Origin of the sequence: Pseudomonas sp. MTM4 (genome assembly GCF_019355055.1) — a bacterium.
In the GTDB taxonomy this organism is placed as follows: Bacteria; Pseudomonadota; Gammaproteobacteria; order Pseudomonadales; family Pseudomonadaceae; genus Stutzerimonas.
Map to the genome: position 1 here is coordinate 1,520,780 of NZ_CP048411.1, position 18,032 is coordinate 1,538,811.

Annotated in this window: 21 protein-coding genes; 11 read left to right on the forward strand and 10 right to left on the reverse strand. The window is 59.4% G+C overall.

The window, feature by feature from the left end:
• Positions 1–29: 29 nt before the first annotated feature.
• Positions 30–692, forward strand: a complete 663-nt coding sequence (locus GYM54_RS06815; protein ID WP_197445983.1) for a COG3650 family protein — start codon at positions 30–32, stop codon at positions 690–692.
• Positions 693–742: 50 nt separating this feature from the next.
• Positions 743–1,939, forward strand: a complete 1,197-nt coding sequence (gene dapC, locus GYM54_RS06820; RefSeq protein WP_197445982.1) for a succinyldiaminopimelate transaminase — start codon at positions 743–745, stop codon at positions 1,937–1,939.
• Between the two features lie 34 nt (positions 1,940–1,973).
• On the opposite strand, the gene GYM54_RS06825 is transcribed toward dapC, so the two are convergent.
• On the reverse strand, positions 1,974–2,120 hold the full coding sequence (locus tag GYM54_RS06825) for a hypothetical protein (RefSeq protein WP_181100987.1): 147 nt from the start codon (positions 2,118–2,120) through the stop codon (positions 1,974–1,976).
• 10 nt (positions 2,121–2,130) lie between these two features.
• Positions 2,131–2,376, reverse strand: a complete 246-nt coding sequence (locus tag GYM54_RS06830) for a hypothetical protein (RefSeq protein ID WP_181100985.1) — start codon at positions 2,374–2,376, stop codon at positions 2,131–2,133.
• 139 nt (positions 2,377–2,515) lie between these two features.
• On the opposite strand from GYM54_RS06830, the gene GYM54_RS06835 reads away from it, so the two are divergent.
• The 5 genes from GYM54_RS06835 to GYM54_RS06855 all read left to right on the forward strand — a co-directional run bounded on the left by GYM54_RS06835 (position 2,516) and on the right by GYM54_RS06855 (position 6,083).
• Positions 2,516–2,848: a thioredoxin family protein gene (locus GYM54_RS06835; protein WP_181100983.1), complete on the forward strand. Its 333-nt coding sequence runs from the start codon at positions 2,516–2,518 to the stop codon at positions 2,846–2,848.
• Between the two features lie 84 nt (positions 2,849–2,932).
• Complete coding sequence (locus GYM54_RS06840) at positions 2,933–3,304, forward strand: ArsC family reductase (RefSeq protein WP_181100981.1); 372 nt, start codon at positions 2,933–2,935, stop codon at positions 3,302–3,304.
• Positions 3,305–3,347: 43 nt separating this feature from the next.
• Complete coding sequence (gene dapD, locus GYM54_RS06845) at positions 3,348–4,382, forward strand: 2,3,4,5-tetrahydropyridine-2,6-dicarboxylate N-succinyltransferase (protein ID WP_197445981.1); 1,035 nt, start codon at positions 3,348–3,350, stop codon at positions 4,380–4,382.
• A gap of 85 nt (positions 4,383–4,467) precedes the next feature.
• Positions 4,468–5,670 carry an aminotransferase class V-fold PLP-dependent enzyme gene (locus GYM54_RS06850; protein WP_197445980.1) on the forward strand — a complete coding sequence of 401 codons (1,203 nt, stop codon included), beginning with the start codon at positions 4,468–4,470 and terminating at the stop codon, positions 5,668–5,670.
• Positions 5,667–6,083, forward strand: coding sequence for a SufE family protein (locus GYM54_RS06855; RefSeq protein ID WP_197445979.1), 417 nt, complete (start codon positions 5,667–5,669; stop codon positions 6,081–6,083). The genes GYM54_RS06850 and GYM54_RS06855 overlap by 4 nt, the downstream gene beginning before the upstream one ends.
• 4 nt (positions 6,084–6,087) lie before the next feature.
• Here GYM54_RS06855 and GYM54_RS06860 read toward each other — a convergent pair whose 3' ends face one another.
• From GYM54_RS06860 to GYM54_RS06875, 4 genes are all read right to left on the reverse strand, one after another.
• Positions 6,088–6,588 (reverse strand): isoprenylcysteine carboxylmethyltransferase family protein, encoded by a 501-nt coding sequence (locus GYM54_RS06860; protein ID WP_131650172.1) that lies wholly within the window; start codon positions 6,586–6,588, stop codon positions 6,088–6,090.
• Between the two features lie 83 nt (positions 6,589–6,671).
• Positions 6,672–7,481, reverse strand: coding sequence for a tRNA cyclic N6-threonylcarbamoyladenosine(37) synthase TcdA (gene tcdA, locus GYM54_RS06865; protein WP_197445978.1), 810 nt, complete (start codon positions 7,479–7,481; stop codon positions 6,672–6,674).
• 401 nt (positions 7,482–7,882) lie between these two features.
• Positions 7,883–8,896, reverse strand: coding sequence for a DctP family TRAP transporter solute-binding subunit (locus tag GYM54_RS06870; RefSeq protein ID WP_197445977.1), 1,014 nt, complete (start codon positions 8,894–8,896; stop codon positions 7,883–7,885).
• A gap of 147 nt (positions 8,897–9,043) precedes the next feature.
• Entirely contained in the window at positions 9,044–9,943 is a 900-nt protein-coding gene (locus tag GYM54_RS06875) for a LysR family transcriptional regulator (protein ID WP_197445976.1), read from the reverse strand.
• Between the two features lie 173 nt (positions 9,944–10,116).
• Here GYM54_RS06875 and GYM54_RS06880 point away from each other — a divergent pair, with 173 nt between their 5' ends.
• The 4 genes from GYM54_RS06880 to GYM54_RS06895 all read left to right on the forward strand — a co-directional run bounded on the left by GYM54_RS06880 (position 10,117) and on the right by GYM54_RS06895 (position 13,393).
• Entirely contained in the window at positions 10,117–11,319 is a 1,203-nt protein-coding gene (locus tag GYM54_RS06880) for a CaiB/BaiF CoA-transferase family protein (protein ID WP_197445975.1), read from the forward strand.
• 349 nt (positions 11,320–11,668) lie between these two features.
• Positions 11,669–12,604: a hydroxymethylglutaryl-CoA lyase gene (locus tag GYM54_RS06885; protein ID WP_131650167.1), complete on the forward strand. Its 936-nt coding sequence runs from the start codon at positions 11,669–11,671 to the stop codon at positions 12,602–12,604.
• A 52-nt stretch (positions 12,605–12,656) separates the two neighbouring features.
• Complete coding sequence (locus GYM54_RS06890; RefSeq protein ID WP_197445974.1) at positions 12,657–13,079, forward strand: nucleotidyltransferase substrate binding protein; 423 nt, start codon at positions 12,657–12,659, stop codon at positions 13,077–13,079.
• A complete protein-coding gene (locus GYM54_RS06895; RefSeq protein ID WP_197445973.1) occupies positions 13,076–13,393 on the forward strand; it encodes a nucleotidyltransferase domain-containing protein in 318 nt (105 codons plus the stop codon). The genes GYM54_RS06890 and GYM54_RS06895 overlap by 4 nt, the downstream gene beginning before the upstream one ends.
• Positions 13,394–13,588: 195 nt before the next feature.
• Here GYM54_RS06895 and GYM54_RS06900 read toward each other — a convergent pair whose 3' ends face one another.
• The 4 genes from GYM54_RS06900 to GYM54_RS06915 are packed head-to-tail and all read right to left on the reverse strand — an operon-like array spanning position 13,589 to position 18,030.
• Positions 13,589–15,601 carry a nucleoside-diphosphate sugar epimerase/dehydratase gene (locus tag GYM54_RS06900; RefSeq protein ID WP_197445972.1) on the reverse strand — a complete coding sequence of 671 codons (2,013 nt, stop codon included), beginning with the start codon at positions 15,599–15,601 and terminating at the stop codon, positions 13,589–13,591.
• A gap of 26 nt (positions 15,602–15,627) precedes the next feature.
• Complete coding sequence (locus GYM54_RS06905) at positions 15,628–16,812, reverse strand: DegT/DnrJ/EryC1/StrS aminotransferase family protein (protein WP_197445971.1); 1,185 nt, start codon at positions 16,810–16,812, stop codon at positions 15,628–15,630.
• A gap of 8 nt (positions 16,813–16,820) precedes the next feature.
• Complete coding sequence (locus GYM54_RS06910; protein ID WP_197445970.1) at positions 16,821–17,441, reverse strand: acetyltransferase; 621 nt, start codon at positions 17,439–17,441, stop codon at positions 16,821–16,823.
• A complete protein-coding gene (locus GYM54_RS06915; RefSeq protein ID WP_197445969.1) occupies positions 17,434–18,030 on the reverse strand; it encodes a sugar transferase in 597 nt (198 codons plus the stop codon). Before GYM54_RS06915 ends, GYM54_RS06910 begins: the two co-directional genes overlap by 8 nt.
• Positions 18,031–18,032: the final 2 nt, after the last annotated feature.

Consider the following 18,032-nt stretch of genomic DNA (forward strand, 5'->3'; position numbering starts at 1 on the left):
CATCGCCCGCCGTTTCAGCGAATCTCACCATGACTTCTCCGCGCGTCTTGCTGCTCGCCCTGCTGCCGGTTTTTGCTGGCTGCCAATCGTTACCCTGGAGCGACGGCCCTCGCAGACAACCAACCGAGCGGCTTCAGGGCGAGGTCACGCACCGCGACGGTCTGCTGTCGTTGCGCACTTGTCAGGGCGAACGCCAGATCACACTGCTCGACACCGACGCGATCGGATTGTCAGAAGATGCCCAGGCGCTATTGTCCGACAGCGGCCAACCGCTGTTTGCCGATGTACGTGGCACGCTGATTTCGCGAGAGGGCGATAGCCAACTGCAACTGACCCAAGTCTATCGACTGCAAGCCGAAGGTCCTGGCTGCGACGCGGACGACTTCAAGCAATTGACGCTGCGCGCCAGTGGCAACGAGCCAGGCTGGAGCGTAAGGATCACCACCCGCGGCATGCTGCTCGAACGTCCCGGCGAGGCCCCCTTGGCCGTGCCGTATCTGGAAGAACAACTTCCGGGCGGACAGTCGAGCTTCAGCAGCGAAGCCAACAACCAGCGCCTCGATCTCTGGGTGGCGCCACAGCGTTGCGTCGATGATGCCAGCGGTGCGATCAGCCATTTGACCGCCGAACTGCGCCTCGACGGCCAGACGCTGCTTGGCTGCGCCTATTACGGCGGTGCACGTAACGAATGATTTATCGAAGCGTGCATTTGTGCGCTTCCCGACGTTTCGAAGACCACACAATGAATAACGACCTGTCCTTGCTGCAGCCTTATCCGTTCGAGAAACTCCGCGCCCTGCTCGCTGGCGCGCAACCGCCGAGCGAAAAGCGCCCGATCGCGCTGTCGATTGGCGAACCGAAACATCCATCGCCCGATTTCGTTGCTCAGGCACTAACCGCCAGTCTTGACCAGCTGGCCGTGTATCCATCCACACTCGGCATCCCCGAGCTGCGCGAGTCGATCGCCCGCTGGTGCGAACGTCGCTTCGGCGTACCGGCTGGCAGTCTCGATCCGGCGCGCCACGTATTGCCGGTCAACGGCACCCGCGAAGCCCTGTTTGCGTTCACTCAGGCCGTCGTCAACCGCAGCGCGGATGCCCTGGTGCTCAGCCCCAATCCGTTCTATCAGATTTACGAAGGCGCGACGCTTCTGGCTGGCGCCACGCCGCACTACCTGCCCTGTACCGCCGAGAATGGGTTCAATCCGGATTTCGACGCCGTTCCGGCCGATATCTGGCAGCGCACGCAGATCCTGTTTCTCTGCTCGCCGGGCAACCCCACCGGCGCGTTGGTGCCGCTCGACACGCTGCAGAAGCTGATCGCGCTGGCCGACGAGCATGACTTCGTCATCGCCGCCGACGAGTGCTACAGCGAGCTTTACTTCGATGAGAAACAACCGCCAGCCGGATTGCTGACCGCCTGCGCCGCGCTGGGTCGCACTGATTTCAAACGCTGCGTGGTGTTCCACAGCCTATCCAAGCGCTCGAACCTGCCGGGGCTGCGCTCCGGATTCGTTGCCGGGGATGCAGATATTCTCAAGGCGTTTCTGCTCTACCGCACCTATCACGGCTGCGCCATGCCCGTGCAGACCCAACTCGCGAGCATCGCCGCCTGGAACGACGAGGCGCACGTCCAGGCCAATCGCCAGATGTACCGCGAAAAGTTCGATGCGGTTCTAGACATCCTCACACCAGTGATGGATGTGCAGCGCCCCGATGGCGGCTTCTACCTGTGGCCGAAAACGCCTGTCGACGACCAGCAATTCACCCGCGAGCTGTTTGCCCGCGAACATGTGACCGTGGTGCCAGGGTCCTATCTGTCACGAGAAGTCGATGGCGTCAGCCCTGGTAAGGATCGGGTTCGCATGGCGCTGGTGGCGCCGCTCGCCGATTGCGTTGAAGCAGCCGAGCGCATCCGCGCGTTTACCGCCACGCTTTGAGCCGGAGCCGGACGCGGCGGCGTCCGGCCCTCTTTCAGGCGACACCTGGCGGAATCTTGTCTTTACCGTAGTCGCGCAGTTTCTCGAGGTTTTCCGGCTTCATATGCTCCGGAATGTCCGCCGTGATGGGTTCTTCGCGCTCATCGCGCTCCTCCACATTGGGCTTTTCGGGCTCGTTCATGGCGCTCTCCTCAGATTGCGTTCTCTTCCCAAATCAGCTCACCGTCGTTGCTGACCTCCCTGACCTTGGTCAGCGCCGCCTCGGCTGCTACTTCGGCCTCGGACGCAAGGTCGTAATGCCGGCCGTTGGCGACTTTGAATACTCGGGCAGTGTCGTCGGTATCACGACGCTTCACCGCGATCACCGCCTCGAATCCATCATCGGCAGGAACGGCGGAGGAAATGGCCTCATGGTTTTCGAAATGCTTGCGTGCCATACATGACCTCATCGTTACGATTGTGATCAATGGACAACGTATGGCCTGAAAAAGGTCGAACCGCTTTGCGACCTTTACCGCTGAACCGATGGCCGCTGCGGCGACTCCCACTCTTATTAGGATTCTCAAGGAGCCGACCATGCCCGTGAACGAAACCTACACCGCCAATGCCCCTTCGCGAGACGAAGTGGATGATCTCGAAGGTTTTACCCTGCTCGAATTCGGCACCGACTGGTGTGGTCATTGCCGTGCGGCGCAACCGCCATTGGCGACTGCTATGGCCGAGCGCTCACTGCGTCATCTGAAGATCGAAGACGGTCCTGGGCGCCCACTGGGGCGGTCGTTTCGCGTCAAACTCTGGCCGACGTTGATTCTCATGCGCCAGGGCGAAGAACTCGACCGCGTGGTGCGTCCGACCAGCACCCAGGCTATCGAGGATCTGCTGCGCCAGGCGGACAACTCCGCTAGCTAAAGCGCCAGGCCGCTCAAAGCGGCAGGTTCGTGTTCATCGTGGCATAATCCGCGGTCCAGTTTGGCCGGAGAATGCGGAGCTGTTATGCCCGATCAACACAAAGGACTCTGTCTGTACGGCATCAAGGCGTGCGACACCATGAAAAAGGCCCGTACTTGGCTCGACCAGCAGGGCTTGAGCTATGAGTTCCATGACTACAAGAGCGCCGGCATCGACCGCGCCCACCTGGAAGCCTGGTGCAACGAACATGGCTGGCAGACCGTACTCAACCGTGCTGGCACCACCTTCCGCAAGCTGGACGACGTGCAAAAAGCTGATCTTGACCAAGCCAAGGCCATCGAGCTGATGCAGGCTCAGCCATCGATGATCAAGCGCCCCGTATTCGATCTGGGCGACAAGACGCTGATTGGCTTCAAGCCGGATATTTACGCTGTCGAGCTGGCAGCCAAGAACTGAGACCCGCTCGCCAAGACGAGCGTGATTGATAAAGGGATTCCCCATGAGCAAAAACCTATTCAGCCTGGCGTTCGGCGTCGGCACACAGAACCGTCAGGGCAGCTGGCTGGAAGTCTTCTACGCGCAGCCGCTGCTGCAACCGGCCGGCGAGCTGGTCGCCGCTATCGCCCCGCTGCTCGGCTATGAAGGTGGCAATCAGGCCATCACCATCTCCACCAGCCAGGCCGCGCAACTGGCGGATGCGATCAAATCGATCGACAGCACCCAGCACGCACTGCTGACCCGTCTGGCCGAAAGCCAGCGCCCGCTGGTAGTCACACTGCTTGCCGAAGACGCCGCGCTGACCTCGACGCCCGAGGCCTACCTCAAGCTGCATCTGATCTCCCATCGCCTGGTCAAGCCGCACGGCCTGAACCTTGCCGGCATCTTCCCGCTGCTGCCCAACGTCGCCTGGACCAACCAAGGCGCGGTGGATCTGGCCGAACTGGCCGAGCGTCAACTGGAAGCACGCCTGAAGGGCTATCTGCTGGAAGTCATCTCCGTCGACAAATTTCCGAAGATGACCGATTACGTGGTCCCGGCTGGCGTGCGCATCGCCGATACGGCGCGCATCCGTCTTGGCGCTTACGTGGGCGAAGGCACCACCGTCATGCACGAAGGCTTCATCAACTTCAACGCCGGCACCGAAGGCCCAGGCATGATCGAAGGCCGCGTCTCGGCGGGCGTGTTCGTCGGCAAGGGCTCGGACCTCGGCGGCGGCTGCTCGACCATGGGCACCCTGTCCGGTGGCGGCAACATCGTCATTTCCGTAGGTGAAGGCTGCCTGATCGGCGCCAATGCCGGTATCGGCATTCCGCTGGGCGACCGCAACACCGTGGAAGCCGGCCTGTACATCACCGCTGGCACCAAAGTGAACCTGCTCGACGAGCAAGGCGAGCTGGTCAAGGTGGTAAAAGGACGCGAGCTGGCTAACCAGACCGACCTGCTGTTCCGCCGCAACTCGCTGACTGGCGCGGTCGAATGCAAGACGCACAAGTCCGCGATCGAGCTGAACGAAGCGCTGCACGCGCATAACTGACCGCTTAGCTGGAAGCCATAAGCCGGAAGCCGGAAGCAACCGCGCATCGCTTGGGCTTCCAGCTTCCAGCTTCAGGCTTAACGCTATGCTTTTGTCCCCCTGGCGTTCCGATTTCCCCGCCCTGGCCATTCTCGAAGCCCAGGGCCAGACCTACCTCGATAGCGCCGCCACGGCGCAAAAGCCGCAAGCGTTGATCAATGCGCTGACCGGCTATTACACCAGCGGCACCGCCAACGTTCACCGCGCCCAGCATCAGCCGGCCGAGCGCGCGACACGTGCCTTCGAGGATTCACGGATCAAGGTGGCGCGGTGGCTCAACGCAGCCAGCCCGACCGAAATCGTCTTCACCCGTGGCGCCACCGAGGCGCTCAACCTACTTGCCTATGGCCTCGAACCGCTGATCGAAGCGGATGACGAGATCGTCGTCAGCGCGCTGGAGCATCACGCCAATCTGCTGCCCTGGCAGCAACTGGCGAAGCGACGCAATGCCAGGCTGGTGGTATTGCCGCTGAATAATCGCGGAGTGATCGATCTCGAAGCGGCTTCTCAATTGATTGGCCCAAGGACCCGCCTACTTGCCGTCAGCCAGCTATCCAATGTGCTCGGCGCTTGGCAACCGCTTGCAGAGCTATTGCCGCTGGCCAAGGCTCAGGGCGCGCTAACCATCGTCGACGGCGCCCAAGGCGTGGTCCATGGCCGGCACGACATGCAGGCGCTGGCCTTCGACTTCTATGTGCTCTCCAGCCACAAGCTCTACGGGCCGGAAGGCGTCGGCGCGCTTTATGGGCGCGGCGAGTCACTGCTCAAGCTCAGGCACTGGCAATTCGGCGGCGAGATGGTCCGTATCGCCGACTTCCAGGACGCCGAATTCCATGCCGCGCCGCTGGGCTTCGAGGCCGGTACGCCGCCCATCGGTGCGGTCATCGGGCTCGGTGCGACGCTGGATTATCTGTCCAGACTGGACGCAACGGCGGTGGCTGACCACGAACAAGCACTGCATAAACAATTACTGGCGGGCCTCGCAACCCGTGAAGGCGTGCGACTGCTGGGCGAACCGCAGTTGGCACTGGCCAGCTTCACCGTGGACGGCATTCATCACGGTGATTTGGCGCACCTGCTCACCGAACAAGGCATCGCCATTCGCAGCGGGACCCATTGCGCACAGCCGCTATTGAAAAGTCTGGGAATCGATGGCGCCACCCGCGTCTCGCTCGGGCTGTACAACGACGGCACCGATCTGGAGCGTTTTTTCGCAGCGCTGGACCAATCGCTGGAGCTGCTCCAATGAGCGAGCTGCCTGCCCCTGCTAGCGAAGCCCTGCTCAATTTTCAACAGGCTGCCGGTTGGGAACAGCGCGCGCGGTTGCTGATGCAGTGGGGCGATAGGCTCGAGCCACTCAGCGAATTCGAGCGCAACGAGACCAACCAAGTGGCAGGCTGCGAAAGCAAGCTGTGGTTGATCGGCGAGCGACAAGGAGATCTCTGGCATTTCCGCGGCACCAGCGAGGCGCGCCTTCTGCGCGGGTTACTCGCTGTTCTGCTGGTGCGCGTCAACGGGCTCGACGCTGCTCAGCTGCGGCAGCTCGACATCGCAGAGTGGTTCGACCAACTCGGCCTGTCGCGGCAGCTATCGCCTTCGCGCAGCAACGGCATGAACGCAGTGTTGGCGCGCATGCGCGAACTGAGCCGGCAAACGCAATAGCGGCTCATCTGGCAGAGCGCCAGGGAAACCAGCGCGGCGTACGTCGGCAATAATCGCGATACTGCTCACCGAACACCGATTCCAGGTAGGGCTCTTCATAACGCGCGATATATACCGCGGCGAAGCGGCTCCAGATCGCCAGCCACACCGCCAGCAGCGGCGAACTGTAGATCAACATCAGGCCGATCAGTACGAAAGTGCCCGACCACATCATCGGATGCCTGACCCATCCGTACGGACCGCCTCGCAGCAGGGCCTTCGGTCCAGATAGCGGGCTGACCGTTCCCTTGCCATGCCGGTACATCATCAGCGCGCAGACGATCGCCAGCAGCCCACCCAGATTCATCAGCGTGACGCCCGTGTATTTCAGAACTGCCAGGCGCGGCAGCTCGATGCCCAGTTGCTGTTCCAGTTGCAGAAAGAAACGCGGGAATACATAGAGCACGCCGAACGGGCCGACGATCAGGTAGATCAGGGTATCGACCCTGCCGAGCAGCTTATTCACGTGTATGGCGTCCGATCTGTCTCGTCTAAGGACAACAAGCGCAGCGCCCCGGTTCGCCTTCGACGAAGGCAACAGCGTCGGGACTAGCCTATCGGCGCACGCTCCGCCGGCCGCCTTGCTCCCGCCACCAGCTTGTCGACGGCGCGCGCCGCCGCCACCAGACCGAAACTGGCAGTGACCATCATCGCCGCGCCGAAACCGCCGGCACAGTCGAGCTTTACTCCCTCGCCCACGAAACTCTTGCTCTGGCAGACACCGCCATCCGGCTTGGGGTAGCGCAATTGCTCGGTGGAAAACACACAGGGCACGCTGTAGGTGCGGCCCGGCGTGCGGGAAAAGTTGTATTCGCGCCGCAGCAGGGAACGCACCTTGGCGGCCAGCGGATCGTTGAAGGTCTTGTTCAAGTCGGTGACTTGGATCTGCGTCGGATCAACCTGCCCGCCCGCGCCGCCCGTGGCGATGATCTGAATCTTGCGCCGCTTGCACCAGGCGATCAGCGCCGCCTTGGCCGGCACGCTGTCGATGCAGTCGATGACGCAATCCATCTGTTCGGTGATGTATTCGGCCATAGTGTCGCGCGTGACGAAGTCGGCAACAGCATGCACCACACATGCGGGGTTGATCGCTTTGATCCGCGCCGCCATCTCATCAACCTTGGGTTTGCCAACGGCGCCTTCCAGCGCATGCACCTGCCGGTTGGTGTTGGTAATACAGACATCGTCCAGATCGAACAAACTGATCTCGCCGACCCCGCTACGCGCTAGCGCCTCGGCCGCCCAGGAACCAACCCCTCCAATCCCAACCACTGCGACATGCGCCGCCGCCAAACGCTCTAGCCCAGCAGCACCGTAGAGACGGGCTATACCGCCAAAACGCTGATCGTCGATAGCCATGTCGATACCCCTGGGAAATATCGCGCGATTATAGGGCCGACATTCACCTCGATCCCAGCCCGTAATGTCAGCCCTGACAGCTCCTCTAAAAGCTTCGCCCCGAGGGCGGGCCTCCTACGCAAACCGAGGTCTGCAACGACCCCTGCGTTAGCCGCGCCCGACATTAAAGCCGAAGCCTGCACGAAACCCTGTTGGAGGCGTACCCGCCTGATCAACGCTCAAACAACCAGCAACCCTATCTGCCGGAAAGCCAAAAAGCTTCGCGCCGAGGGGGGTCTCCTACAAACCGAGGCCTGCATAAACCCTTGCGTTAGCCGCGCCGACGTTAAAGCCGAACCTGTACGAAACCCTGTAAGAGGCACGCCCTCGCGGCGAACGTGGTGAGCACGAACAAGGACGAATTATTGCGCCTGATTCGCCGCTTCAGCTGCCTGGATCAGATCAACGCCAATTTCATTCTCGAACTTCTTCCAGGCCGGGCGAACCGCATCGCGCCAGGCATTGCGCTGCTCCTCGGTCAGCACCAGAATTTCGCTCTTGCCGGTATCGACGATGTTCTGCCTGGCTTTTTCATTCAGAGCCTCGGCTTGACGATTCACCTCGGCGGTAACCTCCTCGATGATTTCTTCGAGTTCGGTACGCACCGGAGCCGGCAAGCCGTTCCAAAACTGGGTGTTGGTGATCAGCAGGTAATTTCCGATCCCGTGATTGGACTCGGTCATGTACGGCTGCACTTCGTAGTACTTCTGGCTATAGATGTTCGACCAGGGGTTGTCCTGAGCATTGACTACGCCGGTCTGCAAGCCCTGGTAGATCTCGGCGAAAGCCATCTTTCGCGGCACGGCGCGCAGCGCGGTGTACTGAGCGGCCTGTAGATCCGACGGCTGAACACGGAACTTCAATCCGCGAGCGTCGGTCGGCTCGCGCAACGGCTTGTTGGCGGTGAACTGGCGCATACCGTTGAGCCAGTAAGCCAATCCGGTGATGCCCTTGTCTTCCATCGACTTGAGCATGGCCTTGCCCTTGTCCGATTGCTGGAAGCGCTGCGCGGCGGCGACGTCATCGAAGAGGAACATCATGTCGAACAGCTGTAGCTGCTTTGTGTATTGCTCGAGTTTCGACGGCGCTGGGGCGAGCATCTGAACCTGGTTCAGTAGCAGGGCTTCCATTTCCTTGCCATCGCCATACAGCGACGAGTTGGCGTAAACCTCGACCTTGACCTGCTCCGGCAGACGTTCCTGGACGAGCTTTTGAAACATCAACGCGCCCTGCCCTTTGGGCGTGCTGTCCGCGGTGATGTGGGAGAACTTGATCAGGATCGGTGCGCTCGGCTGAGATTGGGCCTGAGCGCCGAATACGGTGACCAATGCCGAAACGGCGAGCAGGCGGCTGATACCACGGGTGAGTCGTGCCATGGGAGAAGCTCCGTTTTGTAGTTGTGTGAGCTGTGTAGCTAACCGGACTCTAGCCGGCGTGGTTTCCCGCTGACATTCATATTTGAGCAAGCGTGGCTTCGCTGCCCGCGAAGGCTAGGACGAGGCCATGCCGTATACAGCCTGTTTTCAGCGATTGCCTTCGCGAGTCGTGAGGTGCTCCAGCAACTGTCGCGCCGTGACCGAGAGGCTTTCGAGGTTGCGTACACCAATCTTCAGTTCGCGGCGTGCCCAAGGATCGGTAAGCGGAATGATCGCGACATCCAGCGCCGGCAAGTAATTGCGCACCACCTGCTCGGGCAGCACACCAATGCCCATGCCGGTATGAATCATCCGGCAGATCGCCTCGAAGCTGCGCACCTGAATGCGCAGCCGCAACGGCATGCCCATCTGCTGGGCTGACTGCTGCAGCAGCGCATGCAGTGACGCGTCTTGCTGCAGGCCGATGAAATCGAAACCGGCGGCATCGCGCAGGGCGATGCTTGTCAGCGTCGCCAAGGGATGCTCGCGCGGTGTGACCAGCACCAGCCGATCCTCGCGATAGCCGAACACCTGAATATCTTCGGCCGGCATGTGCCCGGCGAAGATGCCGATATCCGTCAGCCCTTCGCGTAGAGCACGCAGGGTGTCGCTGCTGACGCGCTCTTCCAGATCAATTTTTACTTCTGGATGCAAGCGAGAGAAGGCACTCAGATCTTCGGGCAGGAATTCAATTACCGATGAGGTGTTGGCGTGGATGCGAACGTGCCCTTTCACGCCTTGGCTGAATTCGCTGAGATCGGCATCCATCTGCTGTAGGCCATCGAGCAAGTTGCGCGCGTGATGCAGCAACGCATGGCCGGCGGGCGTCAGTTCCACGCCCTTCGGTTGGCGATACAGTAAGCTCACGCCGAGCTGGCTCTCCATGTCGCTGATGCGCTTGCTGACAGCGGCGAGCGCCAGGTGCTCGCGCTCGGCGGCACGGGTAAGGCTGCGCTCGTCGGCAATGGCGACAAAAAGGCGCAGGGTAACGAAATCGACACGCCGCATGGTTGGTTCTCGTATTCGCAAGTGACGAAGCGGCAACCTTAAACCGTAGCGTTCAGAAAGGCATTAGCCTACAGCCTTCGCATTCCGCGAATACATGCTTGGTTATTTGGTAATTGTCCACCGCGCCGCCCTCGGTCATCCTCCGCATATGGATTACCGGCACAGGTGTTGTGATGAACGAAAAGAATGAAAACAGCTTGCCGCTGCAAGGCCTCAAGGTCATCGAGATGGGCCAGCTGATCGCCGGCCCCTTCGCCAGCAAGATGCTCGGTGAGTTCGGCGCCGAGGTGATCAAGATCGAACCACCGGGAGTCGGCGATCCACTGCGCAAATGGCGCAAGCTCAAGGACGGCACCTCGCTCTGGTGGCACGTGCAGTCGCGCAATAAGCAGTCGGTGACCCTTGATCTGAAAGCCGCCGAAGGTCAGGAAATAGTTCGTCAGTTGGTGGCCGAAGCCGACGTACTGGTGGAAAATTTTCGTCCCGGCACCCTCGAAGGCTGGGGCCTTGGCTGGGACGAGCTGGCCAAGCTCAACCCGCGGCTGATCATGTTGCGCATCTCCGGCTACGGCCAGACCGGCCCCTACCGCGACCTGCCCGGCTTCGGCGTGATCGGCGAGGCCATGGGCGGGTTGCGGCACCTGTCCGGCTATCCCGGTCAACCGCCGGTACGGGTAGGCGTGAGCATTGGTGACTCGCTGTCCTCGCTCTACGGCGTTATCGGCGTGCTGCTCGCCTTGCAGGAGCGCAGCCGCAGCGGCAAGGGCCAAGAGATCGACGTAGCGTTGTACGAATCGGTATTCGCCATGATGGAAAGCATGGTGCCCGAGTACGACGCCTTCGGCTATATCCGCGAGCCCGCCGGCAGCGCCCTGCCCGGCATCACGCCTTCCAACTCCTACCTGTGCAGCGACGGCGCGTATGTATTGATCGCAGGCAACGGCGACAGCATCTACAAGCGTTTGATGGCTCTGATGGGGCGCCAGGATCTTGCCGACGATCCGCGCTTCGCCCATAACGACGGCCGCTCCCAGCATGCCGAACTGATCGATGCCGCCATCGGTGAATGGACCGCGAAGCACAGTCGCGACGAGGTAATCGAGGCGCTCAAAGACGCGCGCGTCCCGGCCGGCTATCCCTACACCGCTGCCGATATTGTCAAAGACCCGCATTACCTGGCGCGGCAGATGATCGAGCAGGTACATACATTCGCCGGACCGCTCAAGGTTCCGGGCGTGCTACCCAAGCTCAGCCGCACCCCAGGCCGCATCGGCACCGGCGGCCCACAGCTGGGCGAACACACCGAAGACGTACTGGCGGGGCTAGGCCTGACCGAAGCGCAGCGCCACGGATTGCGCGAGCGGGGAATTATCTGAGTAGCCATCAAATCCATTCGCCGCGGGGCGAGGCTTTGACTTTGTTAGCAGCCTATCGCCTGCATTCGCCGCGAGGGCGCGCCTCCCACAAAAAGCGGTGCGGCGTAGGCTTTGGGTGTTGTAGGAGGCCTGCCCTCGGCACGCAGCAATCGTAGGGTGGGCTTTAGCCCACCAGCCACTCGCCGCCCAACGGGCATCTTATGGCTTCCACGCTCTGCGTAGGAGCCAACCGGACGCTCAGCGTCCAGCGGCGCAAAGCGCCGCAGTGCCGTTCCCAGCGGAGCTTGGGGACAATCAAACTGACCTGATGGTCCTCGAACAATCAGCGCTTGCCACTCCCGGAGACATCATGACCAAACGCCTCTACATCCAGGACGTTGCTACCCGCGACGGTTTCCAGATTGAACCGAACTTCATCCCAACCGAAGGCAAAATCGCATTGATCGATCGCCTCTCCGAAACCGGGTTGGCGAAAATCGAGGTCACCTCTTTTACCTCGCCAAAAGCCATCCCCAATTTGCGCGATGCCGAAGAAGTCATGCGCGGTATCCGCCGAACGCCAGGCGTCGAATACACGGTACTGGTACCCAACGTAAAGGGATGCGAGCGCGCCCTCTCCTGTCGCGTGGATGAAATCAACCTCGTGATGTCCGCTAGCGACACCCACGGCATGGCAAACCTGCGTATGACGCCGGAGCAATCACTGGCTCAGTTCCGCGAAATCATCGAAGTCACCCGTGGCAGCGGCGTGTTCATCAACGCTTCGCTCTCCACCACCTTCGGCTGCCCGTTCGAGGGTGATATCCCAGAGCCCCGAATATATGAACTGGTGCAGCGCCTGCTGGATCTAGACGTGCAGGGCATCACCCTCTGCGATACCACCGGCATGGCCGATCCGGCTCAGGTCGAGCGCATCTGCCGCGAAGCGACGAGCAACTGGCCCGAGGCGGTATTTACCGCGCACTTTCACAACACCCGAGGAATGGGCTTGGCCAACGCGCTGGCCGCTCTGAATGCAGGTATCGATCGTTTCGATGCGTCGCTCGGTGGCCTTGGCGGCTGTCCTTACGCGCCAGGTGCCAGCGGCAACATCTGCACTGAAGATCTCGTGCACATGTTTCAACGCATGGGCCTGAACACCGGCGTCGATCTAGACACGCTGTTGCAATGCGCCGCGAGCCTGCCGGAACTGGTCGGCCACGATGTGCCGGGCGCCGTCCTCAAAGCCGGTAAAGCAGACCGCCGTTATCCGAAGCCCAAGTGGATGCAGGAGTCAGACAAATAGGCCTATCAACGAGTAAGTTGTAGCATATGCGCAAACGTATTAGGGCCCACGAATGAACAACATTGATGTGCGCTGGCAACAACGTCTGCATAACTTCAGCAGGGCTCTGCTACAACTCGATGAAGCGATGGAACTCATGCAGCAACGCCAGCTATCGAAACTGGAAAAGCAGGGTGTCATCCAGGGTTTCGAATATTGCTATGAGCTTGGCTGGAATACGCTGAAAGATTTCCTCGTCTGGCAAGGCATCGATGGCATCGTCGGCTCGCGTGACACTATTAGAGAAGCGTTTAGCAAGGGGCTGATCGAGGATGGTCATGCCTGGATGCACATGCTGACAGACCGTAACCGGACCTCTCACACGTATAACGAGGAAACGGCCGAAGCCATCTTGAGCAATATCCGAATGAAGCACCATTCGCTGCTCAAAGCGCTTGAGCGAACCATGCGCAGCCGAGCCGAACCAGCCCCATGATTTTAGAAGATACGGGACTCTCCCAAAGCGATGTGCAATCGATTCAAGAAGCGCTGCGACAGTTTCCCAAAGTCAGCGAAGCGATTCTCTACGGCTCCCGCGCAAAACGAAACTACCGCCCCGGTTCGGATATCGATTTGACCCTCAAGGGTGATGGGCTCTCACACCAAGACCTACTCGATATCGAGCTGGCGATCGATGACCTGCTCCTGCCTTACAAGGTGGACCTGTCCCTGCATTACCAAATCGACAACTCCCAGCTGATCGACCACATCGCCCGAGTCGGGAAACAGTTCTATAAGGTAACGGATTAGCGCATCCCCTCGATCCAGCGCTTCGCCTGAGGATCGCTCTTGTGGAGACGTGTCCCGCAGCGAATGCGGACCACAGCCGCCAACAAACCAAAGCCTTGCCCCGAGGTCGGGCCTAAAGCTTAATCAGCCCACCGCGAGCCCGTTGTGGGAGGCGCGCCCTCGCGGCGGATGCAGGCGATAGCCTGCCCACCTCCCCTACTCAGCCGGCCCCGCTCTTCGCTGCTGATAAATCAAATCGACGATTTCCCCTTCAGGCACATAACCGCTCACCACCTCACGCAGCAGTACCCGAACCTGCGGATAGTCATCCTGCTCGACAGCTTTAAGCAGTTTCGCCAGAGCGCCGCGCAATGCATCCCAAGTGAAGTATTCCTCATCGGCACGCATGATCATCGGATGCTCGGTGGGGCTCACGTTGTCGCCGATCAGCAGCTCTTCATAAAGCTTCTCACCCGGGCGCAGCCCAGTGAACTCGATGGCGATATCGCCATGCGGAGATTTCTCCGAGCGCACGCTCAGACCGGACAGGTGAATGAGCTTCTCCGCCAGCTCGGCAATACGCACCGGTTGCCCCATGTCCAGGACAAACACATCACCGCCCTGCCCCATGGAGCCCGCCTGGATCACCAGCTGGGCGGCCTCGGGAATGGTCATGAAGTAGCGAGTGATTTTCGGATGGGTCACGGTTACCGGCCCGCCACTGCGTATCTGCTGATAGAAACGTGGAATCACCGATCCCGACGAGCCCAGCACATTGCCGAAACGCACCATGGTGAAACGGGTCTTGTTGACGTGATGCACCGCATCGTCAGCGCCGAACAGCACCGGTGCCGCTTCACGGCTCAACGCCTGCAGAATCATCTCCGCGACACGCTTGGTACTCCCCATCACATTGGTGGGCCGCACCGCCTTGTCGGTGGAGATCAGCACGAAGTTGGCAACACCCGCCTGCACCGCCGCCTGGGCGGTGTTCATGGTGCCAAGCACATTATTTAGCACGCCCTCTGCGACGTTGTGCTCCACCATGGGTACATGCTTGTACGCCGCTGCGTGGTAGATCGTCTCGACCTGCCAGGTGCGCATCACATCCAGTAGACGCTCGGGATTACGGATGGAACCCATGATCGGCACCAACCGAACCGGCAGCGAAGCCCGCTTGATCACCCGCTCCAGTTCGATGTGAATGCTGTAAAGATTGAACTCGCTGTGCTCGAACAGCAGTAGCGTTCGAGGCTTGTTCGACAGGATCTGTCGGCACAGCTCGGAACCAATCGAGCCGCCCGCTCCCGTCACCATCACTACCTTGCTGCGGATGCACTTCTCGAACAGCGCCTGCTGCGGTGGCACGGCGTCACGCCCGAGCAAGTCAGCAATGTCGACTTCCTGAATATCCTCGACCTTGACCTTGCCGCTGGCCAGATCCATAAAACCGGGAACGCTGCGTACATGGAGGGGGAAATGCTCCAATGTCTCCAGTACCTCACGCCGCCTGCCACGCGATGCAGACGGGATCGCCAACAGAATTTCATCCGCTCCCGTCTCGTCGATCATCTGCTGGATATGCTTGGGCGAATACACCCGCAATCCGGCGATGGTGCGGTTGAAGAGATTTGGATCATCATCGATGAACGCAACCGGACGCATCGCGCGCCCCAGCCGCAATGCTGCAATCAACTGATTGCCCGCCGCACCAGCGCCATAAACAGCGACTTTCGGCAACCCCGCGTCGCGGCCCTTGAACTTAGTAAGCGAATCCGGGGAAAACCAATCACCCATAAAGTATTGGCGCATCACCAGGCGCAAGCCGCCGATCAGCACCAGGCTCAACCACCAGTAATTGAACACCATGGAGCGCGGAATGACCTTGGGCACATCCGTACGCCAATACACAGCCAGGGAAAGCAGCAACGCCGAGAGCGTAACCGCCTTGACGATTGCCATCAGCGCGTCGTTGCCGAAGTAGCGCATCACAGCGCGATACATGCCGAAGCGGATGAAGAACGGAATCGCAATCAGCGGTGCAATTCCGAACAGCCAGGCGTGCCCACCAAACGGATCAATATTGTGCGTATCACCCAATCGCACCACAAAGGCCAGCCAGAGCGCAGCCCAGACCAAGACTACATCCGCAGAGACCTGGATCAGCCGCTTATAACGACGCGGCAAAGTCACCAACCGAGCTCGTAGTTTTTCAGCGAGTCTTAACACACTAACCTCACGTTCTGGCTGACCGGTCAAACGACCTTAGTTGTGGCGGCAGCCATGACTTGCATAAGCACCGAGCAGGTCTTTTCTATTTCGGCTGTTGTTAGCGTCGGATGCACTAAGAACATTAGACTGGTCTCGCCCAATTCGCGGGCAATCGGAAGACGCTCCGCAGGTCGCCATCCTGTCCCGTCAAAAGCTTTTTCCAAATAGACCTCGGAGCAGGAGCCCGAAAAGCAAGGAACGCCTTTCGCCGATATCTCTCCAAGAATACGGTCCCTGCTCCAACCTTCAGCAAGCTGAGCAGGCTCTACGAACACATAGCATTTGTACCCTGCGTGAAGAATTTCTTGCGGTACTTCCGGTACGCGCAGCCCCTGCAGCGTCTTGGCAACCGACCATATGCGCTCGCAATTAGCTAAACGACTCGCATGCCAATTAGCCATCTGCCGCAGCTGTATACGACCAATAACACCTTGGACCTCCATCATTCGCCAGTTGGTGCCGAAGCTCTCATGAAGCCAGCGAAAACCGGGCGCATGCTCACGCTCATAGACTGCATCCCAACTCTTGCCATGGTCTTTGATGGCCCACATACGCTTCCACAGGGAGCGATCATTCGTGGTGACCATGCCCCCCTCGCCTCCAGTGGTCATGATCTTGTCCTGACAGAAGGACCACGCACCGACATGTCCGATGGAACCCACCGGTCGGCCCTTGTAACGTGCTCCGTGAGCCTGGGCACAATCCTCGATGACTTTAAGATGGTGCTCAGCCGCCAATTCCATAATCGGATCCATATCGCACGGCCAACCAGCCAGATGCACGCAAATGACTACACGTGTACGGGGCGTCAGCACGGCGCGGATCGTTTCTGCAGTGATATTTTGCGAGTCCCGATCCACCTCAGCGAACACAGGGATTGCGCCCGCATTGACGATGCTGGAAACCGAAGCGAGAAAAGTGCGCGGCGTAACGATAACCTCATCACCAGCACCGATACCTAAGGTCAGCAATGCCAGGTCCAGCGCTACCGTACCGTTAGTTACCGCAACGGCATGCTCAGTACCTGCCCAGGCCGCAAACTCTTTTTCAAATTCGCGACATTCTTGGCCAGTCCAGTAGTTCACCTTGTTGGAGAGAATAACATCTCGTACAGCATTGGCTTCTTCTTCACTGAAGCTCGGCCAGGGAGAAAACGGGGTATTGAGCATAAAACGGGTTACCTCATCCTTTTGGCCGGAACACCAGCCACAGTCACATCATCCGGAACATCACTTACGACCGCCGAACCCGCACCCACCATCACGCGCTGGCCGATACGAATCAGCTGCCGCACACTAGCGCCAATGCCAACCCAGCTTTGACTACCAACCTGTACGCCACCCGCGAGTCTGGCACCTGGACTGACATGCACGGCCTCACCGAGTACACAATCGTGGTCGATGCTGCAGCCAGTATTAAGGATACTGCCTAGAGCTACGGAAACATCAGCGTTAACTACCGCCCCCGCAAATATCACAGTTCCTTCGCTAATAGTCGCGTATCGGCTGACGGTAGCAGCGGGATGAACCAGCGTTGCCAGACGAGCACCCGCCGCACGCAGCTCAAGCAGCTTGGCGTGACGGATACGGTTATTGCCAATAGCCACCACAATACCTTCAAATTCGGCCAACCGCTTCATGAGCGCCGTCATATCGCCCACAACCGGCCAAATTCGATTATTTTGAAGTTTAGGCCATGCGTCATCAAAAAACTCGATTGTATGCCAACCGCAACATTCAGCAGTATCCGCCACTACCTTTCCGTGACCACTGGCACCGAGAATGGCTAGGCTATTCACACTTATTCCCTGTAAATTTTGGCATTGTGGCATCTCTGTCAGCATTTATTCCTTCGCGCGCCACAACCTTCTTTAGAGTGATAAACATAATCCTCAAATCTAAAAATATGGAGCGATTATCCACGTACCAAATATCAAGCTCAAACTTTTCATCCCAACTCAGTGAGTTACGCCCGTTGATCTGCGCCCACCCGGTAATACCTGGCCTAACTTCATGACGCCGGCGTTGTCGCTCGTTGTAAAGAGGTAGATACTCAGGCAATAAAGGTCGAGGTCCTACCAAACTCATGTCTCCCCTGAGGACATTCCACAATTCAGGAAGCTCGTCTAAACTACAAGAGCGCAAGAGATGTCCTAACGGAGTTAACCTATCGCGATCTGGAAGCAACTCCCCTTTTGCGTCAACCAATTCATTCATCGTACGGAATTTTACCATTCTAAATAGCCTGCCATTCATCCCAGGCCTTAACTGAGTAAAAAACACAGACCCAAACGCCAACCGAGCAACCAAAGATATGACCAATAACAATGGAAAAAGGATAACTAGGCATACAGCCGAAACTACGATATCCATTAGCCGCGACCACATAT